The following is a 24,796-nucleotide window of genomic DNA, read 5'->3' as shown; positions in this document are numbered from 1 at the left end:
ATAGCTTAAAACGTGTCGAATAGACTTAGGTAGGTATATGACATTATGTATGTTACACTAAATACAAGGCAAGGAAGGGAGAATCAGTCATGAAAATCAATGTTTTTCTAGACGACTATCGCAAGTGCCCTGACGGTCATGTTTTAGCCGAAACGATTGATGAATGTATTGATCTGCTAAGATCATTCGACGTTGAACATTTATCACTCGATCACGATTTACTCAGCAAGACACGGAATGGATTAATGCTCGTGCATTTTATGGTAAAGCATCATTTATATGCCGATCGAATTACGATTCACTCCGCTAATCATTCAGGCAGCAAAGCAATGTACAACTGCTTTAAGGAAGCTCAAAAAGAGCATAAAATGCCAAACAATATTAAAATTCTAAGATGCCCTCTGCCTCTTCGATGATATCTGCACCCTCACACATTCATTTCAACAGAATCTGTCCGGATTCAATTCTCACAGACTTCCTGTTTCTATAAAATGAAGAACGATACTGCTTGTTCGATACGTATAGATGTGAATACGCTTTAAGCAGTTTATATTATATAGAAGAAAACCGCTCTAAAATACCGTTATGATAGCTTTAAAAAGCAGACTATATGGTACAAAGAGCGGTTTTTGCTATTTAGACAGTTTAGCAGAATCCAAATCAGCTGAGAGAGCAGCCGGCTGTTTTTTAGCTTCTTTTAGCTGCCTAGCGTTCACGAACCAGTAAATGTTTCCTACAAACAATCCTCCCCCTACGATGTTTCCGAGTGTAACAGGAATCAAGTTATGAAATAGTCCAGCAGCCGAAATCGCATCGGAATGCGGAAGCAATAAAGCTAGACCAAGAAACGTCATATTTGCCACGCTGTGCTCGTATCCTGAAGCCACAAATGCAAAAAGCATCCAAAAAATAAGCATGATCTTTGCCGCATCGCTTTTAGTGCGCGCAGCCGTCCAAATCGCCAGGCACACAAGCCAGTTGCAAAGGATGCCGCGGAAAAATAATTCACTGACCGGCAAATTCATTTTTTTAGCTGCCAGCGTCATGAGTAAATGGTTCGGTTCAATTCCTTTAAACAAACCGGTTCCGGTAATTAACAAACAAAGCCCAAACGCACCTATCGTATTTCCGATAAAACACCACGTCCAGTTTTTGAACGTATCTTTCCATGTCGTGACTCCCGATAGCGTACTGACCGTATAAACCATATGATTCCCCGTAAACAATTCAGCTCCTGCAAATACGACAAGCAGGAGAGCAACAGCAAAAGATAACCCCATCACAAGAGAAACGACCGGTAAAGAAGCAGAAGCTAAAGGCGCTCCTACCGATAGAGCTAATATAACGCCAAGTCCTACATAAGCACCCGCTAGCACAGCTAACAGCAAATAACTCGGCAAATGATCATTCACAAGCTTCGTTTTTTCACGGGCTAACTCATTCATTGACTGCAGTGAATTCTTAAACAAAAGCGTTTCCTCCTTTTATTCATCTTAGACGCATACTTTTTCTTCTGTTTTTTCCAAAAACCAAGAAAGAGCAGAAGCTTGCTTCACCACTTCACCAATCACAATCATCGCGGGATTGCTCACTTGCTGCTCCGAGGCTACGCCTACGATAGTGCCAAGCGTACCTGTAACCGTGCGCTGATAAACCGACGTGCCTTGTTCAATAAGAGCGACCGGCGTATCTGCGCTTTTTCCGGCGTCTAAAAGCTGACGGCAAATATACGGCAAGTTTTTAACGCCCATATAGATCGCAAGCGTATCAACGCCTTTTGCTAAATGCTCCCAGCGAATACTTTCCGGCTTGCCGCTCAAGCAGTGTCCCGTCACAACGGCAAACGAACGGCTCAGCTCCCGATGCGTCACAGGGATTCCAGCATAGGCCGGTGCCGCGATGCCTGCTGTAATACCTGGAACGATTTCAAATGGAATTCCATGCTGAGCGAGCACTTCTGCTTCTTCCCCGCCTCTTCCGAAAATAAACGGATCTCCGCCTTTTAACCGGACGACGATGTTTCCTTTTCTTGCATAGAATACAAGCAAATCATGAATATCCTCTTGAGAAACGCAGTGATCACCAGGCTTTTTCCCGCAGTAGACGAGTTCGGCTCCTTCTTTTGCATACTGAAGAAGAACAGGGTTCACTAACCGGTCGTATAAAATAACATCTGCTTTTTCTAAACATTTGGCTGCTTTTATCGTTAGTAAATCTGGATCTCCTGGTCCGGCTCCTACAATGTACACTTTTCCTGTTCTCATTTTTGCTTCGCTCCTTTTAGTGTGTCCCCTTGAATTTTTGTGGCGCGTTGAAAATCAACGCGCCACGTTACTTATTCTTCAATTAAAAGATACAGCAAATCTCCTTCAACAGACGCTTCATACGTGTCTACACATCCGCTGTCAGGCTCTTGTACGTTGCCGTCATGCAAGCAAATTTTCCAGTCGTGCATCGGACAGAACACCGAGTCGCCGCTCACGATTCCTTCACTGAGCACCCCGCCTTTATGCGGACAGCGATTTTCAATTGCCCGTATTTTTCCGCTTGATAGCTTAAACACTGCAATTTCTTTTCCGTTTACTTTCACTGTTTTACCTAGGCTTACCGGAAAATCATGAATTGACCCTACGCATACTTTTGTAATGTTTTTATTCACCATCTTTATTTCCTCCCAGCTTTATGATGTGACAACTGTTTCAAACAGCTCTTTTTTCGTCTTTTTGCTTTCGACGATTTCTTTCCAAGGATCACGGTACGTAGATAACGCTTCGTCCATACGCATATTCAGTTCTCTTCTCGTCTCAGCGTCATCAAGCACTGATTGAATGTGCGAAAGTCCCATACGCTCAATCCATGCAGACGTACGCTCTAAGTAATTAGCCGTTTCTCGGTAATACTGCAAATAAGCTCCTGTAATGTCCATCAATTCTTCGTCTGTTTTTACTTTATACAATAAATCTCCGCCGCGAAGATGCGTACCTCCATTTCCGCCCACGTAAATTTCCCAGCCGCCGTCAATTCCAATAAAGCCAATATCTTTAATGCCTGACTCAGCACAGCTTCTCGGACAAGCAGATACAGCCATTTTCACTTTATGAGGCGTCCATAGTCCTTCAAATTTTTTCTCAAGCGCAATTCCAACACCCATTGAATCCTGCGTGCCAAAACGGCAAAACTGTTCGCCGACGCATGTTTTCACAGTCCGCAGCGACTTGCCGTACGCATAGCCAGAAGGCATATCTAACTCTTCCCATACGCTAGGCAAATCTTCTTTTTTAACACCAAACAAATCAAGACGCTGCCCACCCGTCACTTTTACGAGCGGAATTTCATATTTATCAACAACATCTGCAATTTTTCGTAAATCTTCTGCATTTGTAACGCCTCCGTACATGCGAGGAACAACAGAATACGTACCGTCTTTTTGAATATTTGCGTGCATGCGTTCATTCACAAATCGTGATTCGCGTTCATCAACGTATCCGGTTGGATTCACCATACCTAAATAATAGTTTAGCGCCGGACGGCATTTCGAACAGCCTTCTTCATTATTCCATCCGAGTACATTCATAACTTCACGCGTATGCGAAAGTCCTTTTGCTTTGATTTCTTCGACAACTTCATCTCGTGACAGAGTCGTACAGCCGCAAATCGCTTCTTTTTGAGCTGCCGCGTCAAAGTCAGCGCCAAGAGTATGCTGAAGCACTTCCGCTACAAGCGGTTTACATCCTCCGCAAGAGCGTGAGGCACTTGTACAAGCTTTGATTTCATCAACCGATGAGCATCCTTGCTTTTGGATAGCTTCCACAATCGTACCTTTTGTTACACCGTTACAGCCGCAAATAATATCATCCGCGCTCATACTTGCGACTAAGCTTTCACCCGCGTTACCGCCAGACGGCTGTAAAATCGACACTTTTGCGACATCGGATACATCTTCTTGCTTTTGAATCATTGAAAACAGTCGATTTCCGTCGCTGCTGTCTCCAAAAAGAACAGCTCCTACGATTTGATTCCCTCGCAAAACAAGCTTTTTATAAATGCCGTCTTGTTCATCGAACACTTTAATCGCTTTTTTCTCTTCATCTTCCGTGAAGTCGCCTGCCGAAAACACTTCAACACCTGATACTTTTAGCTGCGTTGATAAAACCGATCCTTCATAAGGCACTTTTTCTGCTCCGCAAATCGCTTTTGCTAATGCTTTTCCTTGTTCATACAAAGGTGCCACTAGTCCGTATACCATTCCTCTATGCTCCGCACATTCTCCAACCGCGTAGATGTTTGGAATATCCGTTTGCATATAGTCATTCACAACAATTCCTCGATTTACGTTAAGTCCCGCTTCTTTTGCAAGCTGAACATTTGGTTTAATTCCAACGGCCATCACGACTAAATCAGCTTCTAAAAACGTCCCGTCTTTAAAGGATAGCCCTTCAACTCGCTCATCGCCGACGATTTCCCCCGTTTGTTTTTCAAGCAAAAACTTCATACCTTGTTTTTCTAATTCGTTTTGAAGCAGTTTGCCGGCAGTTGGATCAAGCTGGCGTTCCATTAAATACGGAGCTAGATGAATCACAGATACGTCCATTCCTAAATTTAAAAGTCCGCGCGCCGCTTCTAATCCAAGCAGTCCGCCTCCAATAACCGCTGCTTTTTTATACTGCTGAGAAGCCTGCAGCATTTCATCCGTGTCTTTTATATCTCGAAAAGCCGTAACTCCTTTTTTATCAGACCCTGGAATCGGAAGAATAAAAGGAAGAGAGCCCGTTGCTAAAATTAACTCATCATACGATTCTACTCTGCCGCTGTTTGTCGCTACTTCTTTTTTTACTGAATCGATACTAGTAACCGTTTCGCCCGTATATAATGTAATATTGTTTTCTTGATACCAGTTCCAATCGTTTAACGTAATGTCTTCAACATTCGTATCTCCTTGCAGCACTTTTGATAGTAAAATACGATTATAGTTCGGATGCGGCTCGCTTCCGAAAATCGTAATTTCAAACGCTTCGTTTGAAACCTTCAATACTTCTTCAATCGCTCGAACTCCAGCCATTCCATTTCCAATCAATACGAGTTTCTTTTTTTGCATCTTCTATTCCTCCCCTGGCGTCTATACCTGCTTGTTTCAAAGATATATTTTCTATGCATCTTTAAAGATACATTTAAGATATATGAATTTTCTGAATCGTTCAACTTATGTGTTAGATTATCTAACACAGTTATGGTATGTATGCGATTCCATTGCTTTAACAGCAAGCAAAAAAAATAAGTGGTCTAATTACGTTTTAATTTGGATCATCCTTTTCATTTTATTTTGTGATGTTTTTCACAACATTAATTTAGCAAGAATAAATAACCTGAGCTATGATAAAAATCACTCCTATTAAAAATGAGCAATAGCTTCATAGTCTTTTTCTAAAGACTTGGGTTAGTATCTTGGCATCTATCCTTTTATCAGAACAAGGAAAAGTCATAATCTTATAAAACTATAAAAGACAAGCCCTCTTTCTTTTGAAAGAGGGCTTGTCTTTTTATTCTCCTGTAAACCAATTCACAACATATTCTCCCCACACCTCATTTCCTTTTTTCGTTAAATCACCGCTGTCTTTATTTATATACTCTCCTAAATGAAACGGCCAAATGAGCGAGTGATTCATATAATATACCCAGTTTGATTCAGAGACTCCCCTGATCGCTTCTACCCCTTCTTCATAGGACTCGGTTTGTGAAATATATGGCTGTGACGGCTGAATCATAAGGGTTTTTTTCAAGTCTTTGAGCTGATGAATCAGCTTGTCTGTATTTTCAAGCGTCTCATCTAGCGTAAGATGCTGATAGTCATTTTTAAGAGGTGCTTCAAACAGAATAATGTTTGGCTGAAGCTGATCAATTTGATCGGCAATATGTGAGGATAAAAGCTCATCCGTTGTTTGGCTGCCGTATGAAAAGGTTTTGACCGTAAATACATCACTTCCATATGTAGCTGCTAGCTCTTTTTTTAACTGCTGAGGCCACCCTGCTTTCTTTGCCGATGTGGCAACCACAAGAGTTAGAGGTTTTTTATTTGCAATAGATGACTCAATTTGCTTTGTAATAAAGTCCGGAAGATTTTTTGTATAAGCAGATACATCGGAAAACTGTTTTTCTTTATGTACAACAGCAGCTTTTACTTCACTTGCCTGCGCTTCCGTTTGCTCCTGCCAGTGCTGCGTCCCCGCATACATCACCGCCCCGCACAAAACAGCCGCCGCCACATTTACCCCAACCATCGCCTTCATTCAATCTCCCCTTTACCTGTTTTTCTTATAATATCAGCAACTTGCTTTCATAAAGAAGAACTCAAAATTAGTAGCTCCTGAGAATATACCCTCAAAGGTCCACCTATCCGGATGAGACCAGCCCGCAAGGGAGGGTCTCATCCGGATAGGTCTAGCAACTCTACCATCACCGCTCTTCCGTGATGGTAGAGTTGCTACATCGATATAAGAGTAATTATAGATTAGTAGAAATTGGAATGGGGGACCTTTCGTACGTAAAATCTCTACAAATACACGTATACTTCGCATATTTCCTAGCGAAACATGAAGTTTCCGGGGAAATTACGTCACGTTTCTTAAAAAGAAAACATAATGTACGTTCATTCGCACATGTGATCTTTCCCTTGTACAGTAGAGATACCGGCGGAATACAGCAAAAACGCGTTTTTGAAAAAGGAATGCTAGATGCCAAAAAGCTCGTTTGATCAAATCGCTTCATCTTTTCATCCATTAATTGTATCGATGATTAAAAAATTTCATATTTATAAAGACTACGACGAATATTATCAAATTGCGTTAATTGGTTTATGGAGAGCGTATCAAAAATTTGATGAAAGCAAAGGCTCTTTTTCCGCTTATGCCTACACAACCGTGCGCGGTACGATTCTTTCTCATCTAAAAGGCACCATTTTATACGAAGAACGTGAAACACCGGCTGAGCAAAACCTGCTTTCACTGAACGAAGATCCCGCTCTTCCCGTTCCGCTAGAAAGTGAAATCATCGAGCAGCATATCGAACATTTAACAGGAAGAGAAAAAATCTATGTACTCGAACATCTGCTAGAAGGCTACTCGTATAAAGATATTGCCTACAAATACGGAGTCTCCACGGGAGCCGTTAAAAACTGGGGAAAAGCAGCTCGCAAAAAGCTAAAAGCCTCGCTTCTTCAGGAATAAAAAAAGGAGGAAGCTTATTTTAAGCTTCCTCCTTTAGTACATATGTGTAGTCCCATGCAACCGATTGTTCATATGTAGGACAAGTTCGTTTGATAAATCGAACGAACTACGCTAAAAAAAGCGGACTTTCTAAACAATAATTGCGAATAACAGCCGCTCTGGCCAGCTTTTTTTCTAAACTATAATAAGAAAGCTTCACTGGAATGAACGTTCCATCTTTGAAGTGAATTAGCATGGAGGTTGGATCAACTGTAGCAAGCGTGTGTGAAGTATGAACATGAGAGGCAAAAATCCAAGCGCAGCCATAGTCATTTGGCGAAGATGTCGGAAACGCAATGATGGCTTGTGAACGATTAATAACAAGCGGCGTAAGCTGTTTGTACGGAAACATTTTTCGAACGGCGGCAATCGATCCCTTAAACGTACTTAATTCTCGAATGCACGCTTCTTCTAATAATTGCTTACACGTCTTGCTTAGCATGTATTCTCCTGCTTCATCCAGCACCTTCGTTCGGTGCACAGGATCGTTCACTGGAATTAATGCTTTTGTCGTCAAACCAATTTGATACTTTTCATCATTTGTCATACATCTACCCCCTTTGCTACTTTATAACTATTCTATACTATCGAAACGGGAAAAATCTAGTCTTTTTTTCTCATTATTTGAAATATTTTGAATATATTTCATATCCAAAGAAAAAAGCGCTGAAGCCAGCGCTTTTCTTTTAAATAAAAATGTCTAAAATAAGAACCATTGCAAACGCTGCAAATGATAGAATCGTTTCCATCACTGTCCACGTTTTTAACGTTTGGGCTACTGACATGTTAAAGAATTCTTTGATTAACCAGAAGCCAGAATCATTTACGTGCGATAGCATCACAGAACCTGCGCCTGTTGCCAGTACTAGCAGCTCTGGGCTTACGTTTGGCATCGTTGCTGCAATTGGTGCTACAATACCTGCTGCTGTTGTCATTGCTACTGTTGCTGAGCCAACTGCTGCACGAATTAAGCCTGCAATCACAAACGCTAGCACGATAGGAGAAAGATGTGCATCTTGAGCAAATCCTGCAATCGCGTCACCTACACCGCTTGCTGTTAAAATTTTGTTAAAACCGCCGCCTGCACCGATGATTAGAATAATCGAAGCAACAGGTCCAAGACATTCATTTGTGAATTTTAATAAATCATCTTTGTTGTACCCTCTTGCAAAACCGAACGAATAAAAAGCAAACACTAGCGAAATTAACAGCGCTACGATTGGACTTCCGATAAAGTTTGTTACGTAGCGAATCGTACTTGTTTCTGGATAAACAAACCCAGTGATCGTTGCTAAAAGCATTAATAGTACCGGTAGTAAAATCGTGAATAACGTAATTCCGAAGCCAGGAAGATCTTTATGCTTTGACTCTGTGAACTGCTCCATAATTTCACCCGTTGGCTCTACGTGAACACGGCGTGAAATGAACGATCCGTAAATCGGACCCGCCACTGCTGCAGCTGGAAATGCAACAACTAATGAATACAAAATCGTTTTACCTAAATCTGCTTTAAAGATATCCACCGCTAGCATCGCTGCCGGATGCGGAGGTACTAAACTGTGAACAACGGCTAAACCGGCAATTAATGATAAACCAATTTTAATAAGTGACGTACCCGTATGCTTGGCAATTACAAACACAAGCGGAATTAATAACACAACGCCAACTTGGAAAAAGACCGGGATACCGCAAATAACGGCTACAACCATCATCGCCCAGTGTACGTTCTTTTCACCAAATACTTTAATTAACGTGCGGGCAATACGCTCGGCTCCGCCTGACTCTGCCATCATTTTACCTAACATCGTTCCAAGACCAAGAACAATCGCGATAAACCCTAAGACGCTCGCTACTCCTTCTTGGAAAGCCGTTACGATATCAGGCAGCTTCATTCCTGAAATAAGACCCATAAACAAAGCCGCAACAATCAGTGCTACGAACGGATTTGTTTTAAATTTGGCAATTAAAAAGATCAGTCCGACAATCGATACAATCGCATACAGCAAAAGACTTGCTTCATGACTTAATCCGAATACTGAATTCATATGTTCATCCCCTTAGTGTGACCATTTTTCATGTACGTACATCCAAATAATGTATACGCTTTCAAATATTTTCTAAAGCGAACGCACATCGTACGTTCACTTCTTTCTATTTACTTAATAACTCAACCGTTTCACGAAGCGTTGTTTTGGCTCCGACGTTCCCAGGGAAAATGATGTACGCAATGCCTGGAAACTTGCTTTCCTCTCCCGTTACCCATACCGGAATGCCCGGCTTGATTTGTCCAGCAACCGTCGCGCGCTTTACGGATAAGCCGTTTACGCCAATATCACTTGATGTAATGCCGCCTTTTGCAACGATAAAGTTTGGACGAACGTTTAAGCGGCGAACAATGCTTGTAACCGCATCTGAAATTTTCACCGATAATTTGAGCTCTTCTTCTTTTTTGCCTTCGCCAAGATCTAAGCGCTCGCGTCTTGTATACACAGCTACCGTTTGACCTCGTGAAATAAGCTTCTCTGCTTCATTGATAATACGATTCACTTCTTCTTCAAACTTTTCAGGTTCTAAGACAAGATGACAATCAAATTCAATAAATTCAATGAAGCTGCATTTCTTTAATTCTTCTAACTGCTCTGTTGTTTTTTTAACATGTGAACCAACCATAATTAATCCGCCGTTTGACGATTTTTCTTTAACGAGCTCTTCTTTTGTTAAAAGGTCTTTGTCACTGACGCCGCCCATTACTTTTGTTAGAGCTGCAGCGCTTCGATACATAAAGTGCTTTCCAAGCTTCATCGCGCGAAGAAGCGCAATCGTCACAACTTTTACGTCCACGTAATCCACTGCATTCACAACTACTTTGTTAAAGTCTTTCACTTCCATTAACTGATTTGTAATCGTCACTAAATCAAGTGCACGGATGCTCCCAAGCGAAATATATGTCGTATGACTTGCTTTAAATTTCCCTTCTGACTTTTCTTCTACCCACTCGCCTAAATGAGAGTTACTGTAGCCAAACGTACGGTCTTTTGCAAATTCCGTTTCTCCTGCCGGCACTAAGTAGTCTTCATCTTGCACATAGTGAATGTTATCAACTGTGAATCGTCCGCCTTCTTTAAAGAAAGGAAAAATAACTTCACCGTCAAGCACTTGATTGGAATGCTGTTCAACCGTTTTCTTTAACACTTCTGTTTCTAACGGATAGTGACCGCGAAGAGTGGAATCACCTCTGCTGATAATTAAAAACTCTTTATCTACTTCAGCCGCCACCTCTGTAATAACAGCAGCAATGTCTTCGTGTGCTTTTTCCGTTTCAGAAGCGGTAAATCCGCGTGAATTTGTTAGAATAAAAAACATGGAGTTTTCTTCTAAAAACCCTTGCTTGATGCTCTCTTTGCTCCAGTCTGTATAGACGGAAATACCGTTAACCGTTTGAACGCCCGTTGGATCATCATCCAGTACGATGATTTTTTGATTGAACGTCAGAAGCTCATCGTCGAGCATTTTTTGTACAAGTGCTTCGTCGACCGCTGGAATGTTTTTAAACACATCGCTTACAAGACGTTTTTCTTGTTGTTTAATCATGCTTCCACCTTCTTTTTCACTTCAACGTTTGCTAATTTTTCATAATACTGTACAATTCCGCCGTGATCATCGCTTGCTTTTCCGTCTACTTTTAACGCGTGGAAAATTTCCACAAGCTGACTTGAAAGAGGAAGCGGTACGCCAATGTCATGAGCCGTTTCCATCACGTTTGTCATATCTTTTAAGTTAATATCAATGCGTCCGCCTGCTACAAAGTTGCGGTCTAAAATAAGCGGCACTTTTGCATCTAATACAGCGCTTCCAGCTAACCCGCCGCGAATTGCTTGATACATTTTTTCAACGTCAATGCCTGCTTTGGCTGCTAGTACAAGTGCTTCCGACATCGCTGCAATGTTTAAGTTTACAATTACCTGGTTTGCAAGCTTAGCTGTTACGCCGCTTCCATTATCACCAACAAGCGTTACTTCTGCTCCCATCGCATGAAGGATAGGTGAAACGCTTTCAAAGATGTGTTCGTTTCCTCCGACCATAATCGCAAGCGTGCCGTCAATTGCTTTTGGCTCTCCTCCGCTAACCGGAGCGTCTAGCATGTGAATTCCTTTTTGTGCAAGTTCAGCCGCAATTTCTTTTGATGCTACCGGTGAAATGGAACTCATATCGATGATAACGCTTCCTTCTTTGGCGCTATGAATTAACCCTTCTTCTCCAAGCACTACGCTTTTTACATGATGTGAAGCCGGAAGCATCGTGATCATCACGTCGCTGTTCACTGCAACTTCAGCAAGGCTTTCTGCTCCAAATCCTCCTGCTGCTTTCACTTCTTCTACTGCTGATTTATTAATATCGTAAACCGTTACCTCAAAACCTGCTTTTAATAAATTGAGTGTCATCGGTTTTCCCATAATTCCAAGTCCAATAAATCCAACGCGTTTTGTCATTTTCGTTTCCTCCCCTTGTTGTATACGTTTTCAAATACGTTTTAAAAAAGAATGTATACGTTAAAATATTTTTTGTATACATTTCTGATAATTTTGTATACACTCATCATATTCGCATTTTATTTATTTGTCTAGCCTTTTTTTAAATGAAATTTATTTCCAAAACCGAAACTTTCCGTCCCACCTTTTCACAAGTTATAGTATGATTTGGGTATACACGTACAAAATGATAAAAAATAAAGAGAGAAAGAGACGAGATTTCCTCGTGTCCAATGCTAGAGGTGAAGTAGAGTATGTTAAGAAATCAAGGTTCTCGTTCGTCTCATCACCCTTCTTATGAGATGATTCGAGATAAAATTTTAAACGGTGAGCTTGAAGGCGGTACAAAAATCGTCGAAGAAAAATTAGCGAGCGAGCTTGGATTTAGCCGAACGCCGATTCGTGATTCCATTAGACGCTTAGAATATGAAGGACTGATTGTTCGAAAAAAAGTGGTGTCGCCGACAGAAAAAGACTTACGCAACTTGTTTGAAGTGCGAATGCTGCTAGAAGGCTCAGCTTCTAAAGCTGCGGCGACTTTTTTGTCTGATAACGAATTAGAAGAATTAAAGGAATGCGTAGACATCGGAAGAAACGGCTCGTTTGAAGAAATTATGAGCGCGAATGAACGTTTCCACGCCATTATTGTGAACGCAAGCAACAATGACGTAATGATTAATATCATCGACCGCATGCAGTCCATCATTTACTTATTCCGTCATACGGTCGTATTTTACAACCGCCCGTTTTTAATTGACGAACACGAAGACATTTATAACGCTATTAAAGAACGCAATGCTGAAAAAGCCGAGGCGTTAATGCAAGAGCATCTTCAAAAAGACTTAGAATTTTGCCTGCATTTGCTTCAGCGAAGACAATAAAAAAGCTGCCAATCGGCAGCTTTTTTATACGTACATCTTTTCTTTTATAGAAATATCAGCTAACTGTCCGCTGCTGTTTTTGAACACCACGTGTTTCTTTGAAAACTTCGTTGGCGAATCAATACCGGCTGCTGCGGCTAAATTAAACAATCCTTCACGTAATGACAGCACGTAGTTGCACACGCGGTATGACTTTTCTTCAATAATAAGCGCTTTTTGCAGCTTTGGATCTGTTGTGGCTACGCCTACTGGACAACGGTTATTGTGACAAACCTGCGCTTGAATACAGCCGACAGAAAACATAAAGCCTCTGGCAATATTAACGCAGTCAGCACCCAGCGATAAAGCCGTCGCAATTTTATCTGCCGTTAACAGCTTGCCCGATGCAAAAAGCTTTACTTCATCACGAACGCCATATTTTTTAAGCAGTTCATCCACAAAAGGAAGTCCTGAAAACAGCGGTACGCCCGCTCCGTCCGCTAATTCTTGAAATGATGCGCCTGTTCCGCCTTCTGCTCCGTCGATCGTAATAAAATCAGGACCGCTTCCCGTCTCTTTCATATACGCCGCCATTTCTTCAAGATCATTTGTGTTTCCGACAACCATTTTAATGCCTACTGGCTTGCCGCCTACGTCTCGAAGTTTTTCAATAAACTGGAACATTTCAGGATACGACGCAAACTCTTTAAAGCGGTTTGGACTGTCTACCGATTCTCCTGGCTTTAAGTTGCGAATTTCGGCGATTTCTTCCGTTACTTTTGAACCGTCTACGTGACCGCCTCGCGTTTTGGCTCCTTGGTCAAGCTTAATTTCAAACGCTTTGATTTGCTTCATTTCACTTTTCTTTTTAAATGCTTCCCAGGAAAATTCGCCTTCTTTTGTCCGAACGCCAAAAAGCCCGGGACCAATTTGAAAAATGATATCGACGTTTCCTTTTAAATGATACGGTGAAAGGCCTCCTTCTCCCGTGTTCATCCACGTGCCGCCTGCTCGTCCTAACCCTAGTGATAAAGCGGTAATCGCATGGTCACCAAGCGCTCCAAAGCTCATGCCTGATTGACCGATTAATCCTTTTACAACAAACGGATTTTTACATGAAGGACCTATAACGACCGCCTCTTCATCCCGCAAATAAAACGGATCCGCTTCTTTTTCTTCTCGGTGCTCTCTTCGGCTGAATAAGTTATCAGCGTCCATTTTATATACTTTCGTTTTAATTTTTGGCGTATTATCCGCTTTCATTTCGTCACGCTGCTTTGGAAACACCGCGTTTCGAATATAGTAGCCTGGTTCGCTAAAATCACGTTCTGAGCCAAACCCCATCATTCGGTTCAAGTACTTACCTGACTTAACGGTTTGCTCGTATTGATTTCTAGAAAACGGCTTGCCTTCGTTATTATTTAAAAATAAATACTGACGCAGTTCAGGCCCCATTTTCTCAAAAATATAGCGCATCTTCCCGAGCAGCGGATAGTTTCTAAGCACGGAATGCTCTTCTTGTTTTTCATCTTTCATCCAAAGAATAATAGCGATAATAACCGGCACTACAATCACAAGCATCATTACCGCACCAAAAATAAGTAAAATGATTTCAAACACTCCCATGATATCCCTCCTAAAAAGACTCTCCTATACGGAGAGTCACTGATTAAAGCATTCTGCTTAGCCCTTTTCGAAGCGGCGGCATTTCGAGCTCATGTTCTTTAAAGAATTTTTTCATGATGTGCTTTGAATAATTCGCTGCTTGTCCAAATGAAATTTTGCCTGGAAGCGGCGGTTCATCCGCAATAACGACATCAATCACAACAGGAACATTCGCAAGCGCTGCTTTTTCAAATGCTGTTTCGAGCTCTTCGTGTTTTTCAACGCGGTAGCCAATCCCTCCGCACGATTCAGCGAACTTCGCAAAGTTCATTTCACCAAGCTGCGTTTGGTAATCTAAGTGACCTTGGATGGCTTGTTCATATTTAATCATGCCGATTTCACTGTTATTAAGGACGACGACCACAATTGGCAGCTTGTACTTCACAGCCGTCACAAAATCTTGCATGACCATCGTAAAGCCTCCGTCACCGCACACGGCTACCGATTGTTTTTCCGGATGGGCAAGCTTTCCTGCAATCGCAGCCGGAAGTCCGCAGCCCATCGTTGCCAGCCAGCTGGAAATGACAAATTTTTGATTCGTCATGCGGAAATGTCTCGCCATCCATACCGTCACGTTCCCGACATCAACAGATACAATCGCATCATCATCTACGATTTTTTGCAGCTTAGGAATGACTTGCTGCGGCTTGATTGGCGTACTCACTTCATTTTCTTCTTTTTCTACGTGCTTCCACCAGTTTTCCATATTAACTTGACACTCTTCTAAGAAACGGCGGTTTTCTTGATAATCTAAATTATGCGCAAGCTGCGACAGCGTCGTTTTCGAGTCTCCGACTAATCCAATCGATACAGGATAGCGTCTGCCAATTTGTGTGGCATCGGAATCTAGCTGTATTGCTTCGACTCCATCTGGTAAAAACTCACGGTATGGAAACGAAGTTCCAATCATAATTAACAAATCGGTTTCTTCCATTGCTTCATACGCCGGCTTTGTCCCAATCTGCCCGAGCTGACCGAGGTTATAAGGATGATGATCAGGCAGTATTCCTTTACCCGGAAGCGTAAAGATAATCGGCGCCGCGATTTTTTCCGCAAACTGTGCTAACTCAAGCTTCGCATGCTTTGCACCCGTTCCTGCTAAAATAACCGGTTTTTTCGCATATTTAATGGCTAGAAGCGCTTTAGCTACATCTTCTGGGTCACTGTGAGAAATGGATTTTGATACATTAGCAATTGGCGTTTTTTCATCAATTTTAATCGTTGAAGACGGAATATCATCTGGAATAACTAGAACCGCAACGCCTTTTTTCGCATAAGCCGTTCGAATCGCTTGCTGAAGCAGATGCGGAAATGATTCAGGCGAGTCTACGCGGTGATTAAACACCGACACATCGTCAAAAACACGTTCTAAATTCACTTCTTGAAATGATTCATTGCCAAGCTTTGCACGTGGCACCTGTCCGGCTAGCACTAGCACCGGTGCACCGTCTGCTTTGGCATCATATAAGCCGTTTAACAGATGAATCGCACCCGGCCCTCCAATTGATAGACACACGCCGATTTTACCCGTGATTTTAGCGTAAGAAGATGCCGCAAGTGCGCCTACTTCCTCATGACGGACTTGAATAAACTCAATTTCATCTTTTTCACTGCGCAGATTGTCCATAAAATGATTAATTGAATCTCCCGGCATACCGAAAATGTGATCGATCTTCCATTCTTTTAACACGGACATAGCTGCTTTTCCAGCTGTAGTTTTTATCATATTCAGCCTTCCTTTCTTTAACTTTGTTTCTATTCCATACCACAATGAAAGAAAGACAAAACAAGGGACTTTCCCGTTTTTATGGAAAAGTCCCTTGTTTTCAGCTAAATAATTTAAATAAACTAAATTTTTTCATTGGCTCAGGCTCTAATTGATGAACCGGACGACCGTCGATAATCGCCTCTGCATTTTCAATAAAAAAATAAAGTTCTGACGCACCGTACATATCGGAAATGTAATCATACGCTTTTGAAAGTGAATAGTCGTGGTAATTGCGAGCATGAACGCCAGAGGCAATCACGTGGGCTAAGCGGTATTTAATAAACATACACGCCGCTTTTCTTTCTTTTTTTCCGTTTAAACCGAGAATACTAGCGGCGCTTAGCTGAACGAGTACGCCTTTTTTAACAAGCTCATACAAACGCTCAGGGTGATCTCGGAAAATCGGATGACATTCTGGTGAACGTAGAATAGGCACAACGCCTTTTGTGAGAAGATCATACAGCGTTTTTTCAAAATAAGGTGAGATATCATATTCAGGCAGTGAAAGAAACAAATATTTATCGGTGTGATTAAGTGTAAGAAGCTGATTTCGCTCATAGTTTCGCAGAAGCTGAGGCGATAAAGGGACAAGCTGACCTGGTAATACTTGTAGAGGAACACATGAATTTGTGAGCCATTCATTAGCTGCATTCACATAGAGAAATAAATGGTGTTTCATAAATTCTTGATCGCTATCATAAAGCGGCGTCGCCACAACGGACTGAACGCCTTGATCCGCTAAGGAGCGTGCCATCTTCAAAAAGCCGTCTACTTCCTCAGGTCCGCTATCGATATTAGGCAATATGTACGTATGAATATCAATCACTTTATTTCCCTCCCTGCGTTTTGTATAGCTCTATTCTACGACGATTTCTCGTGTGAAACTATGTATTCTTCTCGACATTTACCACCACGAACCCCGGAAAACCGCGTACTTTCCTGTCATCTACTTAACTAACAATATTTTACTATCACTCTATGTGAAAACGCAAACATAATTTGTAAAATAACTCCAAATAATGATGATAAAAGAAGGGATTGAAATAGGTCTTTGTATGCAAATACCCTGATTAAACAGAAGTTAATCAGGGTACAAAGGGAAAAGTTAAAAGATTCCTAGAAATTTTGTTTTTTTGATGCGTTCAGGCTCATCTTTTAGAATAGAGTATCCAGTGACAATAGCTTGAGCGTTTTCTATCAAGGTATCTCTAAGTGCTTCTCCGTATTGATGACTAATTACATCATATACTTTAGCTAAAGAAGCTTTTTGATATGTAAAAGGATTTGCACTTGAGCTAATTGCATGACATAAACCATGATCTAACAGTTGAAAAGCCACTTTCTTTGTTTTGCGGCTATTCATTCCCAAAAAGCTTTGGGCGTCTGCTAAAAGGACAGCTCCTTGCTTAGCAATTTTGTATAAGGAATTAGTGTTTTCTTGAAATGATGGATATTTTTCTGGATGAAGGAAAACTGGAATCAGTCCTGATAATTGAAGATCATATACAAGCGTTTCTATATCAAATTGAAATCCTTGAGGTGGCAAACGCAAATATAAATATTTGTTGTTTTCATTGACTGTCATAAGCTCATGATTGTCATATTGAATGGGTACGTCTGAACTAGCCATTACTTCTTGAGCGCCTATTAAATGCAAAGGTATAAATTTACTGCTTAACAGTTCGTTAGCTTGTTGTATATACGTTCTAATATCTTTTGGGTGCATCCTGCCGCTTCCGTTATTACATGGCGCAACAACTGCAGTTTTAACACCTTGATCCACAAGCTTTTTAGCCATTTCTGTAAATACACTTTCACTTTTGGGACCTTGTCCTACATTTAACAACAAATGTGTATACAAATCAATCATTCTACTAGCCCCCTTAAAATTTGACTTACTTGTAATATTCTACGATTATTATACCAATTCCTACTCTATTTTTTCTATTTTCAACCATTATCTCATAAAAAAAGAACCTCAATTTTCATTGAAGTTCTCTTTCTTAAAATATTCCTAAAAACTTTGCTTGTTTGATTCGTTCAGGACGTTCTTTAATTAACGCTTCTCCTCGAATAATCGATTCTGCATTTTCTTTCAGCATATAGACCGTTCGACTTCCGTAGCGTTTAAATAACACTTCATAAGCTCGCTGCAATCCGTATGTATTAAATGTTTGAGCTGTCACCCCTGATGCAATAACGTGAACAAGACCATGCTCTATAAATTGAAAAGCAGCTTGCTTTGCTTTACGGCCATTTTGGCCTAAAATGCTAGCGGCCGATAATTGAATAATTGCTCCATTCTTTACAAACTGATATAGCTTTTGAGGATTATCTAAGATAAAAGAACACATTTCCGGTTCACTAATAATAGGCACCACTTCGTTTAATTGGATTTTATAAATAATATCGTCAAACTGAGTAACAGAGCCTTCTTCAGTAAAATCTATCATTAAATACTTGTTTGTATTGTTAATAGTCAAGCTTTCTGTGTATAAACTTAAAATTTGTCTAGATGAACGAACTTTTTGTCCAGGAAGAATTTTCAAGGGGATTGATAGTTCATTTAAGTGGCGATTAACAATATCAATTTGATTAAGAATACCTTCTTTAGTCTCAATTGATACTTCGCTATTAATAGTGGGTGTGGCTACCGCATGGGTAACGCCTTGTTTGACAAGCATTTTAGCTATATGTATAAATGTATCCTTATCTTTTGGTCCCTTACTAAAGTTAGGTAAAACAAAAGTGTGAATATCAACCATAAAAACTCTCCTCTTATTATATAGATATACTTAATAGTAAAATAAAAGAAGAGAATTAAAAAGATGTAACTTTAACAAAATATACCATTCCAAAGGCTTATGCATGTGAAATATTCAAATTAAAGTGCGAAAAGAACAAAAAAGATGTTGAAAAGTTTGCTTAAATTAAGACTTTTGATTTATTAGCTTTTCATCAAATATCCTTCATTAAGAAGAATTGTTCGTTAGATCGAAATATTGTTCGATGTAACAAACACTTTATATTTATATAATATATTTTCTATCAAAAAACTTCAATTTTATTTTTTAAATTTTATATAATATCACAAAAAAAAGACTGTCTAGATAGACAGTCTTTTTCATTTACTATTGGTGAAATAAATTTCTAGAGCTTTTGCCCACGCTGTATTTCCTTTTTCACTTGGCGCTGTCTTGTCTGCAGTCAAATAGTTCAACAAGCTTTCAGAATCACTGTTTGGCCATTGTGACCAATGATTGATATATTCATACTCATTTTTCTTAGCAAATGCCTTTAATTGCTCTGCCTCTTTTGGATAATTAGTTGCGTGATAAATGGGATGAGACGGCTGAATAATCGTTACTAAATCGTCTACATTCTCATTGATATGAGTCATGATTAGACTGATATTATCAAGCGTATTTGTAATACCCACTGTTCCATTATCATTAGCTAAAAATGGCTCAAATAAAAGTATATCTGGCTTGACTTCAATAACCTTTTCATAGAGTTTTTCACGTATAAACTCAAGTGAATTTTTATCTTTATATTCTTGAACTTCAACTTCTACTGCAGATCCATATGTATCATTCAACTTTTTCTCTAGCTGAGCAGGCCATGCTCCTGAGTCCGTTGAGGTATCTTGTGAGCCTACAACAAGCAACTTAATTGGTTTTCCAGTTTTCTTTGCCTTCTCCAATTTTTCTACAATAGATGTGGGAAGGTTCTTCGTATAGCTTTTCCAGTCGTTTGAAGAAGCAGGAACCGATGAACTACCAACTGCAGTTGGACGAGCAGCACCTTCTGCCTCAACTTTCTCACTCCAGTACATCTTACCTACTACTATAGTAGCGATCAGAGTGATAATAGCAATAATATTAATCCATACTTTCATAAATAATCTCCTTACTATTTTGTTTATTTATTCATTATAATATAATTCGAGAAATTTTTTATAAAAAATGATTAATTTTGTCATTTTTTTTGGTAGAATGGAAGAATGATTGTGTCTTTTATCACATGTTAAAAGTCTTGACATTATCAGCAACAAATTTCTTGTAAAGGAAGAGTGAGAATGGAAGAAGAACGTAAGCGTAAGAAGCGCAGAAAGAAAAAGAAAAAAGGATTTAAAATAGCTTTAGGTATTATTTTGCTACTTATTATCGGAGTAGGCATCTACGGCTTTTCTGTTTATAATTCAGTTGCCAATACATTTAACAAAACACATGAACCACTAAGTAGATCAGTTTCTGACAAGCGTTCCACTCAAGTAAGTTTAGAAAAAAAGGATCCTATTTCCATCTTACTAATGGGAGTAGATCAGCGTGGTGCCGATCGAGGACGATCTGATTCCCTTATTCTAATGACCGTTAACCCTACAACTAACAAAGTAAAAATGGTTAGTATTCCTCGTGACACGCGCACTGAAATTATTGGTAAGGGCAAAGAGGATAAAATTAATCATGCGTATGCTTTTGGCGGCATAGATATGTCTGTTAAAACTGTAGAAAATTTCCTTAATGTACCTATTGATTACTATGTACAAGTCAATATGGAAGGTTTTAGAGATATTGTGGATGCTGTAGATGGCATTACTGTCAATAATCCTTTTGCCTTTGATATCGATGGTGTTCATTATTCAAAAGGCACGCTAAATTTAGATGGTGATAAAGCTTTACTTTATACCCGTATGCGATATCAAGATCCACGAGGAGATTTTGGACGCCAAGAAAGACAGCGACAAATCATTCAAGCTGTTATTGAAGAAGGTGCAAGCGTAAAGTCTTTGGCTAACTACGGTCATATTCTTGATGCAATCGGTAATAATGTAAGAACGAATTTAACATTTGATGAAATGAAAGATATTCAGTCTAATTATAAAGAGGCTCGTAAAGACTTAGAACAAATACAAATTGATGGTAAAGGAACAAAAATGAATGGAATTTATTACTATATTGTTTCTGACTCCGAACGAGAAAAATTATCTAGTATGTTAAAAGAACAATTAAATCTTAAATAGTACATAAAAAGTGAAAGAAGCGTCAGTTCTTTCACTTTTTCACTTATTTTTGCTTGCTTATACATAGTTGGATTTCGATTGAAAACACCCCTATTATTCCCAAATATTTTTCAAATATGTCGTACAATAGTCTAGTTATTAATTAAATTGGAGGTTTATATGAAAAAGAAATTAGTAAATGAAATTTTTTGGTTAAGAGCCCTCGCATGTTTGGCAGTTGTAACTATCCATTCCATTCAGAAAGGAATCGATTACTACTTTATAGGTGAAAATACCCCGATGGTTTATTTTCTGCATTTGTTTTATGCGGCTGCATTATTTGGAACGCCGTCATTCGTTTTCATTTCAGAATTTTTATTAGCTAAAGCATATCCCTCAGGTGTGCCAAAAGGTTTTTTAAAGAAAAGAGTAAAGTTTTTGATCACACCTTTCATCTTTATGGGAATTATTTATACTTTCTTTGAGCTGGGTGCCTCTATCACCTTAAAATCTTTTATCGTTGAATCATTAAAGAATATTTTAATTGGTGACTATGTAGCTTGGTTTATCTTGTTAATTTTGCAGTTTTATTTACTTCACATGTTTGTACCAAAGTATTTAGAAAAAGCATCTCCGAAAGTCATACTGCCTGTTTCACTAATAGTAAACGTTCTTTATTTATCCTTTTTTAAATTTGTACAGCCTATTCAAGCAATTCCATTCCATGACTACATTTGGGAAAGAGGTTATTGGCTATTAGCTATTGGATGGATTTTTTATTTTACTTTAGGATATTATATAGGTAAAGATTTCGAAGCTTTCAAACTTTGGTTGAACAGAAACGGAAAGATTATTTTACTTTTTGCTGTCGTTGCTTATTGTATGGTAGTAGGACTAAAATTAGTTGGAATACTTCCTGATTCATCCTCTAAAAGACCTGATATACCAATTTATACAACAGCTATCATCTGCTTAATTTTTTACTTAACTGGAAAGATAAAACTTGCTCCAAGTTTTATTGTTCTAATAAGCAATTATTCTTTTAACATTTACCTATTACATATGATGTTCTTATATACTATTAAACCGTTACCTCATATGAATATGATTACATATACTTTATATTTATTAATATTAAGTATCACCGGTTCTATTATTTTAGCTACTGTGATTAATAAATTCCCATTTGGTAAATACCTTGTAGGTAATATTTTAAAAATAGGAAGAAAACAAAATAATAGAACATCTAATCACCCAAAAGCTGTTTAAATACTAATAGTTATTCGCTAAATAGGCTAACCTATTTAAATGAAACATTATAAAACACCTCCGAATAAGTACCCTTAAACAAAGTACTTGTTCGGAGGTGTTTTTGTATAGGCAAGATTAGTTGTTCAAATGCATGCAAGTAGGAACTAAAAAGGAGCCAATGATCCTCGAAACAATACATCTAAAACGGGATGTCATTTCATCAAAACAGAATCGGAAGAGGCAACGTACAACGTATGTTAACTATACTTCCTATGCGCACGCACCAAATTTCCACAAAAGAAAAGACTGTAGTAAGTAATATGTTGCGAAGAGAAAACCATGCATGGGGACAATGCAGCAATAGAATAGCTACATTTAAATTTAAAACCTGAAGACTTCCGATTTGTAAAAATCTCTCTATGTCTTTTGAGAAAGAGAGAACGGTTCATCAATAAAATAAGGCTGCCACGCACCTCTAGAATTTGGTGATATGGCAGCCTAAAAGGTTAGCTTTTTATTGATATTATTTCATCAAATTAAAATTTTAATTGCTTTTGTACCTTTTGCTCTGGTGTTTCAAACAAACGAAACTTAATTCGAGGTTTTTTCTCTTTATTTGTTACGCCCAATTCATAATTGATTGAATAAGAATTTCGATAAGCCATTCCAATTTGTATCCAAAGAATTATGTTGAAAGGATACATTTCAAGGCAATTTGTGAACATTGAAGATATGCCTAAGGCTATTATTAAAGCATTAGCGTTATTTTCCAGTCCTGTCCGATTAGCATTCAGGCATCCAATCATTAAAGTTAGAAATAATAAAAATAATAGAATGACCCCAGAAATCCCCATCTGCTCATAGATAGCAAAGAATTGATTATCTACTGCATAGCTTTTTTCCATTGTATTCAATGCAGCTGTAGAAACGCTTGCTGCACCAACTGAACCAATCCCCTCGCCATACAAGCCCTGGTGGCTGAACAACGGTGACAAATTGTCACCCCAGTGTGAAAGTCTATCCTGTGTAGATGAAACGCTACCTAAAGTTGTATTTGTAAAAATGTATGTACCGCCTAAAACAACAGGTATTATTAAAAACATTAATAAACCTAGAACCGTATATCCGTAACTTCTAGGTAACTTAGCGAACGAACGAAGAGTAGTAATTAGCTGATAGATTAGCCAGAAGATAATTGCCGATCTGATTGTAGCCAACAGTAAGAAAACTAGCGTAAGTACCTTAAACAAAATTGCAAGCTTCTTTTTTCCGCGTTTTGTTAAATCCCAGTCTATAAGAATTCCTATTAAACTTAGTAGAAAAGCATAACCATCTGGTGTCCCTACAAGTGAAGGAAGACGTAAATTTCCATTAAACGTTTTAACGTTCACCCCATATTCAAATCCCATAGACATGAGTGATTCAACTCCCAACATCCGTTGTAGGAACCACACGATAATAATTAGGAAGAAAACAATATACAAAGGCTTAACAATGTTAACTTTAGCTTCACGAAGCGAGATACCTATTAATAAGCCCAGCATTGGGAATATAGTAGTTTTAACTCCATATACAAAATCAGTGGAAGAATATCCACTGGAATTTCCAAACAGACCTATTGCACTTATACAACTGAAAATGACAAGCATAGAAATAATAGAAAATGTTTGTTTTTCAAATCCCTTACGGGTAAAAAATGAAAATAGAAAACTTAACACAATAAATATCAAAATAATATCTTTGGATATCTTAAATATTGTATTATCAAAAAATACGGCAATTGTTCCATAAAAAGATATAAATACGAGAAAAAAGTAAATTAATGGTTTTGAATTAGACATGTTTTGCAATGTTTTTTTCCTCCTTAACTAGACTTATTATACTAATTCACAATTGGAAATACCAATCATTTTTTCAACTCTATACTATTTAACGCCTACTTTCTATCTAAATAAATGATACTAAAGAACTAACCCTGTACGTGTATAAGCTTATTAAGGTTTTAACGCCCTACATGCACTCGAACAGTGATATAACTTCTTATTCATTCAGTTATGTAATGCTTTCTAAGCATCCAAAACCTAATTCTTAGCATTAATTAAACTGTACACTCGTCTTGTATTCCCTTGTTAATTACTTCTGAAAGCAGTGACATTTATGGATGCACAGAGATATTTCTCAAGCCGATGTGTAAGAGTTCTCTGCTACATAGAATTTCATTGTCCTCACTGCATTTCATTCAATGTGTTTTGCATCCTCATTAGCTGAAATTAACTCATTACTAGTAATAAGCTAGATATTGGATTAGGTTACTAAGCGAGCGGCAACCTCTCTGATAACACTTCTTTAAATTAAACACACAACGTATGCTTTTTAAGGGTTTTCCAGCACCTTATAGCGATCTTCAGCACATTAATTAATACCGCAGTTGTCATTAAACTCTAAAGCCTAACCAATGATAT

The 24,796-nt window shown here is 38.9% G+C and carries 21 protein-coding genes; 5 read left to right on the top strand and 16 right to left on the bottom strand.

The genetic code is table 11. The features are described from left to right. The first annotated feature begins 89 nt into the window (after nucleotides 1-89). Nucleotides 90-416: a cyclic-phosphate processing receiver domain-containing protein gene (locus MMB68_RS14030; protein ID WP_075422303.1), complete on the top strand. Its 327-nt coding sequence runs from the start codon at nucleotides 90-92 to the stop codon at nucleotides 414-416. Between the two features lie 216 nt (nucleotides 417-632). Here the strand turns inward: MMB68_RS14030 and MMB68_RS14025 are convergent, their stop codons facing one another. From MMB68_RS14025 to MMB68_RS14005, 5 genes are all read right to left on the bottom strand, one after another. Next, nucleotides 633-1,469, bottom strand: coding sequence for a formate/nitrite transporter family protein (locus MMB68_RS14025; RefSeq protein WP_277549103.1), 837 nt, complete (start codon nucleotides 1,467-1,469; stop codon nucleotides 633-635). A 24-nt stretch (nucleotides 1,470-1,493) separates the two neighbouring features. Beyond that, complete coding sequence (cobA, locus tag MMB68_RS14020) at nucleotides 1,494-2,264, bottom strand: uroporphyrinogen-III C-methyltransferase (protein ID WP_221813083.1); 771 nt, start codon at nucleotides 2,262-2,264, stop codon at nucleotides 1,494-1,496. 71 nt (nucleotides 2,265-2,335) lie between these two features. Next, entirely contained in the window at nucleotides 2,336-2,662 is a 327-nt protein-coding gene (gene nirD / locus MMB68_RS14015) for a nitrite reductase small subunit NirD (protein WP_013055862.1), read from the bottom strand. Between the two features lie 18 nt (nucleotides 2,663-2,680). After that, on the bottom strand, nucleotides 2,681-5,095 hold the full coding sequence (gene nirB, locus MMB68_RS14010; RefSeq protein WP_277549102.1) for a nitrite reductase large subunit NirB: 2,415 nt from the start codon (nucleotides 5,093-5,095) through the stop codon (nucleotides 2,681-2,683). 442 nt (nucleotides 5,096-5,537) lie between these two features. Next, nucleotides 5,538-6,284: an SGNH/GDSL hydrolase family protein gene (locus MMB68_RS14005; RefSeq protein ID WP_277549101.1), complete on the bottom strand. Its 747-nt coding sequence runs from the start codon at nucleotides 6,282-6,284 to the stop codon at nucleotides 5,538-5,540. Nucleotides 6,285-6,728: 444 nt separating this feature from the next. Here MMB68_RS14005 and MMB68_RS14000 point away from each other — a divergent pair, with 444 nt between their 5' ends. Continuing rightward, nucleotides 6,729-7,220 carry a sigma-70 family RNA polymerase sigma factor gene (locus MMB68_RS14000; protein ID WP_098579135.1) on the top strand — a complete coding sequence of 164 codons (492 nt, stop codon included), beginning with the start codon at nucleotides 6,729-6,731 and terminating at the stop codon, nucleotides 7,218-7,220. Between the two features lie 106 nt (nucleotides 7,221-7,326). Here the strand turns inward: MMB68_RS14000 and MMB68_RS13995 are convergent, their stop codons facing one another. The 4 genes from MMB68_RS13995 to garR all read right to left on the bottom strand — a co-directional run bounded on the left by MMB68_RS13995 (nucleotide 7,327) and on the right by garR (nucleotide 11,749). After that, on the bottom strand, nucleotides 7,327-7,806 hold the full coding sequence (locus MMB68_RS13995) for a competence protein ComK (RefSeq protein WP_277549100.1): 480 nt from the start codon (nucleotides 7,804-7,806) through the stop codon (nucleotides 7,327-7,329). Between the two features lie 139 nt (nucleotides 7,807-7,945). Then, nucleotides 7,946-9,304: a GntT/GntP/DsdX family permease gene (locus MMB68_RS13990; protein ID WP_013055857.1), complete on the bottom strand. Its 1,359-nt coding sequence runs from the start codon at nucleotides 9,302-9,304 to the stop codon at nucleotides 7,946-7,948. Nucleotides 9,305-9,410: 106 nt separating this feature from the next. Continuing rightward, nucleotides 9,411-10,850: a four-carbon acid sugar kinase family protein gene (locus tag MMB68_RS13985; RefSeq protein WP_277549099.1), complete on the bottom strand. Its 1,440-nt coding sequence runs from the start codon at nucleotides 10,848-10,850 to the stop codon at nucleotides 9,411-9,413. After that, entirely contained in the window at nucleotides 10,847-11,749 is a 903-nt protein-coding gene (garR, locus tag MMB68_RS13980; RefSeq protein WP_277549098.1) for a 2-hydroxy-3-oxopropionate reductase, read from the bottom strand. The genes MMB68_RS13985 and garR overlap by 4 nt, the downstream gene beginning before the upstream one ends. Nucleotides 11,750-12,042: 293 nt before the next feature. On the opposite strand from garR, the gene MMB68_RS13975 reads away from it, so the two are divergent. Beyond that, on the top strand, nucleotides 12,043-12,669 hold the full coding sequence (locus tag MMB68_RS13975; protein ID WP_047751465.1) for a GntR family transcriptional regulator: 627 nt from the start codon (nucleotides 12,043-12,045) through the stop codon (nucleotides 12,667-12,669). A 24-nt stretch (nucleotides 12,670-12,693) separates the two neighbouring features. Here MMB68_RS13975 and MMB68_RS13970 read toward each other — a convergent pair whose 3' ends face one another. From MMB68_RS13970 to MMB68_RS13945, 6 genes are all read right to left on the bottom strand, one after another. After that, complete coding sequence (locus tag MMB68_RS13970; RefSeq protein WP_277549097.1) at nucleotides 12,694-14,274, bottom strand: FMN-binding glutamate synthase family protein; 1,581 nt, start codon at nucleotides 14,272-14,274, stop codon at nucleotides 12,694-12,696. Between the two features lie 43 nt (nucleotides 14,275-14,317). Then, the gene (locus MMB68_RS13965; RefSeq protein ID WP_277448287.1) at nucleotides 14,318-16,039 is read right to left on the bottom strand and encodes a pyruvate oxidase; all 1,722 of its coding nucleotides are present in this window, start codon (nucleotides 16,037-16,039) and stop codon (nucleotides 14,318-14,320) included. A gap of 100 nt (nucleotides 16,040-16,139) precedes the next feature. After that, a complete protein-coding gene (locus MMB68_RS13960) occupies nucleotides 16,140-16,907 on the bottom strand; it encodes a tyrosine-protein phosphatase (RefSeq protein ID WP_221813102.1) in 768 nt (255 codons plus the stop codon). Between the two features lie 279 nt (nucleotides 16,908-17,186). Beyond that, nucleotides 17,187-17,951 carry a CpsB/CapC family capsule biosynthesis tyrosine phosphatase gene (locus MMB68_RS13955; protein WP_277549096.1) on the bottom strand — a complete coding sequence of 255 codons (765 nt, stop codon included), beginning with the start codon at nucleotides 17,949-17,951 and terminating at the stop codon, nucleotides 17,187-17,189. Nucleotides 17,952-18,084: 133 nt separating this feature from the next. Further along, nucleotides 18,085-18,846 (bottom strand): tyrosine-protein phosphatase, encoded by a 762-nt coding sequence (locus tag MMB68_RS13950; RefSeq protein WP_277549095.1) that lies wholly within the window; start codon nucleotides 18,844-18,846, stop codon nucleotides 18,085-18,087. Between the two features lie 359 nt (nucleotides 18,847-19,205). Further along, the gene (locus MMB68_RS13945; RefSeq protein ID WP_277549094.1) at nucleotides 19,206-19,979 is read right to left on the bottom strand and encodes an SGNH/GDSL hydrolase family protein; all 774 of its coding nucleotides are present in this window, start codon (nucleotides 19,977-19,979) and stop codon (nucleotides 19,206-19,208) included. Between the two features lie 180 nt (nucleotides 19,980-20,159). Between MMB68_RS13945 and tagU the strand changes: the two genes are divergently transcribed. Both tagU and MMB68_RS13935 read left to right on the top strand, forming a co-directional pair. Continuing rightward, entirely contained in the window at nucleotides 20,160-21,104 is a 945-nt protein-coding gene (tagU, locus tag MMB68_RS13940; RefSeq protein WP_277549093.1) for a polyisoprenyl-teichoic acid--peptidoglycan teichoic acid transferase TagU, read from the top strand. Between the two features lie 159 nt (nucleotides 21,105-21,263). Beyond that, nucleotides 21,264-22,352 carry an acyltransferase family protein gene (locus MMB68_RS13935; protein ID WP_277549092.1) on the top strand — a complete coding sequence of 363 codons (1,089 nt, stop codon included), beginning with the start codon at nucleotides 21,264-21,266 and terminating at the stop codon, nucleotides 22,350-22,352. A gap of 518 nt (nucleotides 22,353-22,870) precedes the next feature. Here MMB68_RS13935 and MMB68_RS13930 read toward each other — a convergent pair. After that, entirely contained in the window at nucleotides 22,871-24,184 is a 1,314-nt protein-coding gene (locus tag MMB68_RS13930) for a hypothetical protein (RefSeq protein WP_252124233.1), read from the bottom strand. Nucleotides 24,185-24,796 lie beyond the last annotated feature (612 nt).

Source organism: Priestia sp. Y58, assembly GCF_029522095.1.
GTDB lineage: Bacteria > Bacillota > Bacilli > Bacillales > Bacillaceae_H > Priestia > Priestia megaterium_E.
This window is presented reverse-complemented; position numbering and strand designations above follow the sequence as displayed.

Excerpts from the sequence above, each read along its gene's own strand:
- MMB68_RS13975 (WP_047751465.1), top strand. The coding sequence starts at position 12,043 with ATGTTAAGAAATCAAGGTTCTCGTTCGTCTCATCACCCTTCTTATGAG.
- MMB68_RS13965 (WP_277448287.1), bottom strand. The coding sequence starts at position 16,039 with ATGATAAAAACTACAGCTGGAAAAGCAGCTATGTCCGTGTTAAAAGAA.
- garR (WP_277549098.1), bottom strand. The coding sequence starts at position 11,749 with ATGACAAAACGCGTTGGATTTATTGGACTTGGAATTATGGGAAAACCG.
- MMB68_RS13935 (WP_277549092.1), top strand. The coding sequence starts at position 21,264 with ATGAAAAAGAAATTAGTAAATGAAATTTTTTGGTTAAGAGCCCTCGCA.
- MMB68_RS13985 (WP_277549099.1), bottom strand. The coding sequence starts at position 10,850 with ATGATTAAACAACAAGAAAAACGTCTTGTAAGCGATGTGTTTAAAAAC.
- MMB68_RS13990 (WP_013055857.1), bottom strand. The coding sequence starts at position 9,304 with ATGAATTCAGTATTCGGATTAAGTCATGAAGCAAGTCTTTTGCTGTAT.
- MMB68_RS14005 (WP_277549101.1), bottom strand. The coding sequence starts at position 6,284 with ATGAAGGCGATGGTTGGGGTAAATGTGGCGGCGGCTGTTTTGTGCGGG.
- cobA (WP_221813083.1), bottom strand. The coding sequence starts at position 2,264 with ATGAGAACAGGAAAAGTGTACATTGTAGGAGCCGGACCAGGAGATCCA.
- MMB68_RS13945 (WP_277549094.1), bottom strand. The coding sequence starts at position 19,979 with ATGAAAGTATGGATTAATATTATTGCTATTATCACTCTGATCGCTACT.
- MMB68_RS13995 (WP_277549100.1), bottom strand. The coding sequence starts at position 7,806 with ATGACAAATGATGAAAAGTATCAAATTGGTTTGACGACAAAAGCATTA.
- tagU (WP_277549093.1), top strand. The coding sequence starts at position 20,160 with ATGGAAGAAGAACGTAAGCGTAAGAAGCGCAGAAAGAAAAAGAAAAAA.
- MMB68_RS14030 (WP_075422303.1), top strand. The coding sequence starts at position 90 with ATGAAAATCAATGTTTTTCTAGACGACTATCGCAAGTGCCCTGACGGT.
- MMB68_RS13955 (WP_277549096.1), bottom strand. The coding sequence starts at position 17,951 with ATGATTGATTTGTATACACATTTGTTGTTAAATGTAGGACAAGGTCCC.
- MMB68_RS13950 (WP_277549095.1), bottom strand. The coding sequence starts at position 18,846 with ATGGTTGATATTCACACTTTTGTTTTACCTAACTTTAGTAAGGGACCA.
- nirD (WP_013055862.1), bottom strand. The coding sequence starts at position 2,662 with ATGGTGAATAAAAACATTACAAAAGTATGCGTAGGGTCAATTCATGAT.
- MMB68_RS14000 (WP_098579135.1), top strand. The coding sequence starts at position 6,729 with ATGCCAAAAAGCTCGTTTGATCAAATCGCTTCATCTTTTCATCCATTA.
- nirB (WP_277549102.1), bottom strand. The coding sequence starts at position 5,095 with ATGCAAAAAAAGAAACTCGTATTGATTGGAAATGGAATGGCTGGAGTT.
- MMB68_RS13970 (WP_277549097.1), bottom strand. The coding sequence starts at position 14,274 with ATGGGAGTGTTTGAAATCATTTTACTTATTTTTGGTGCGGTAATGATG.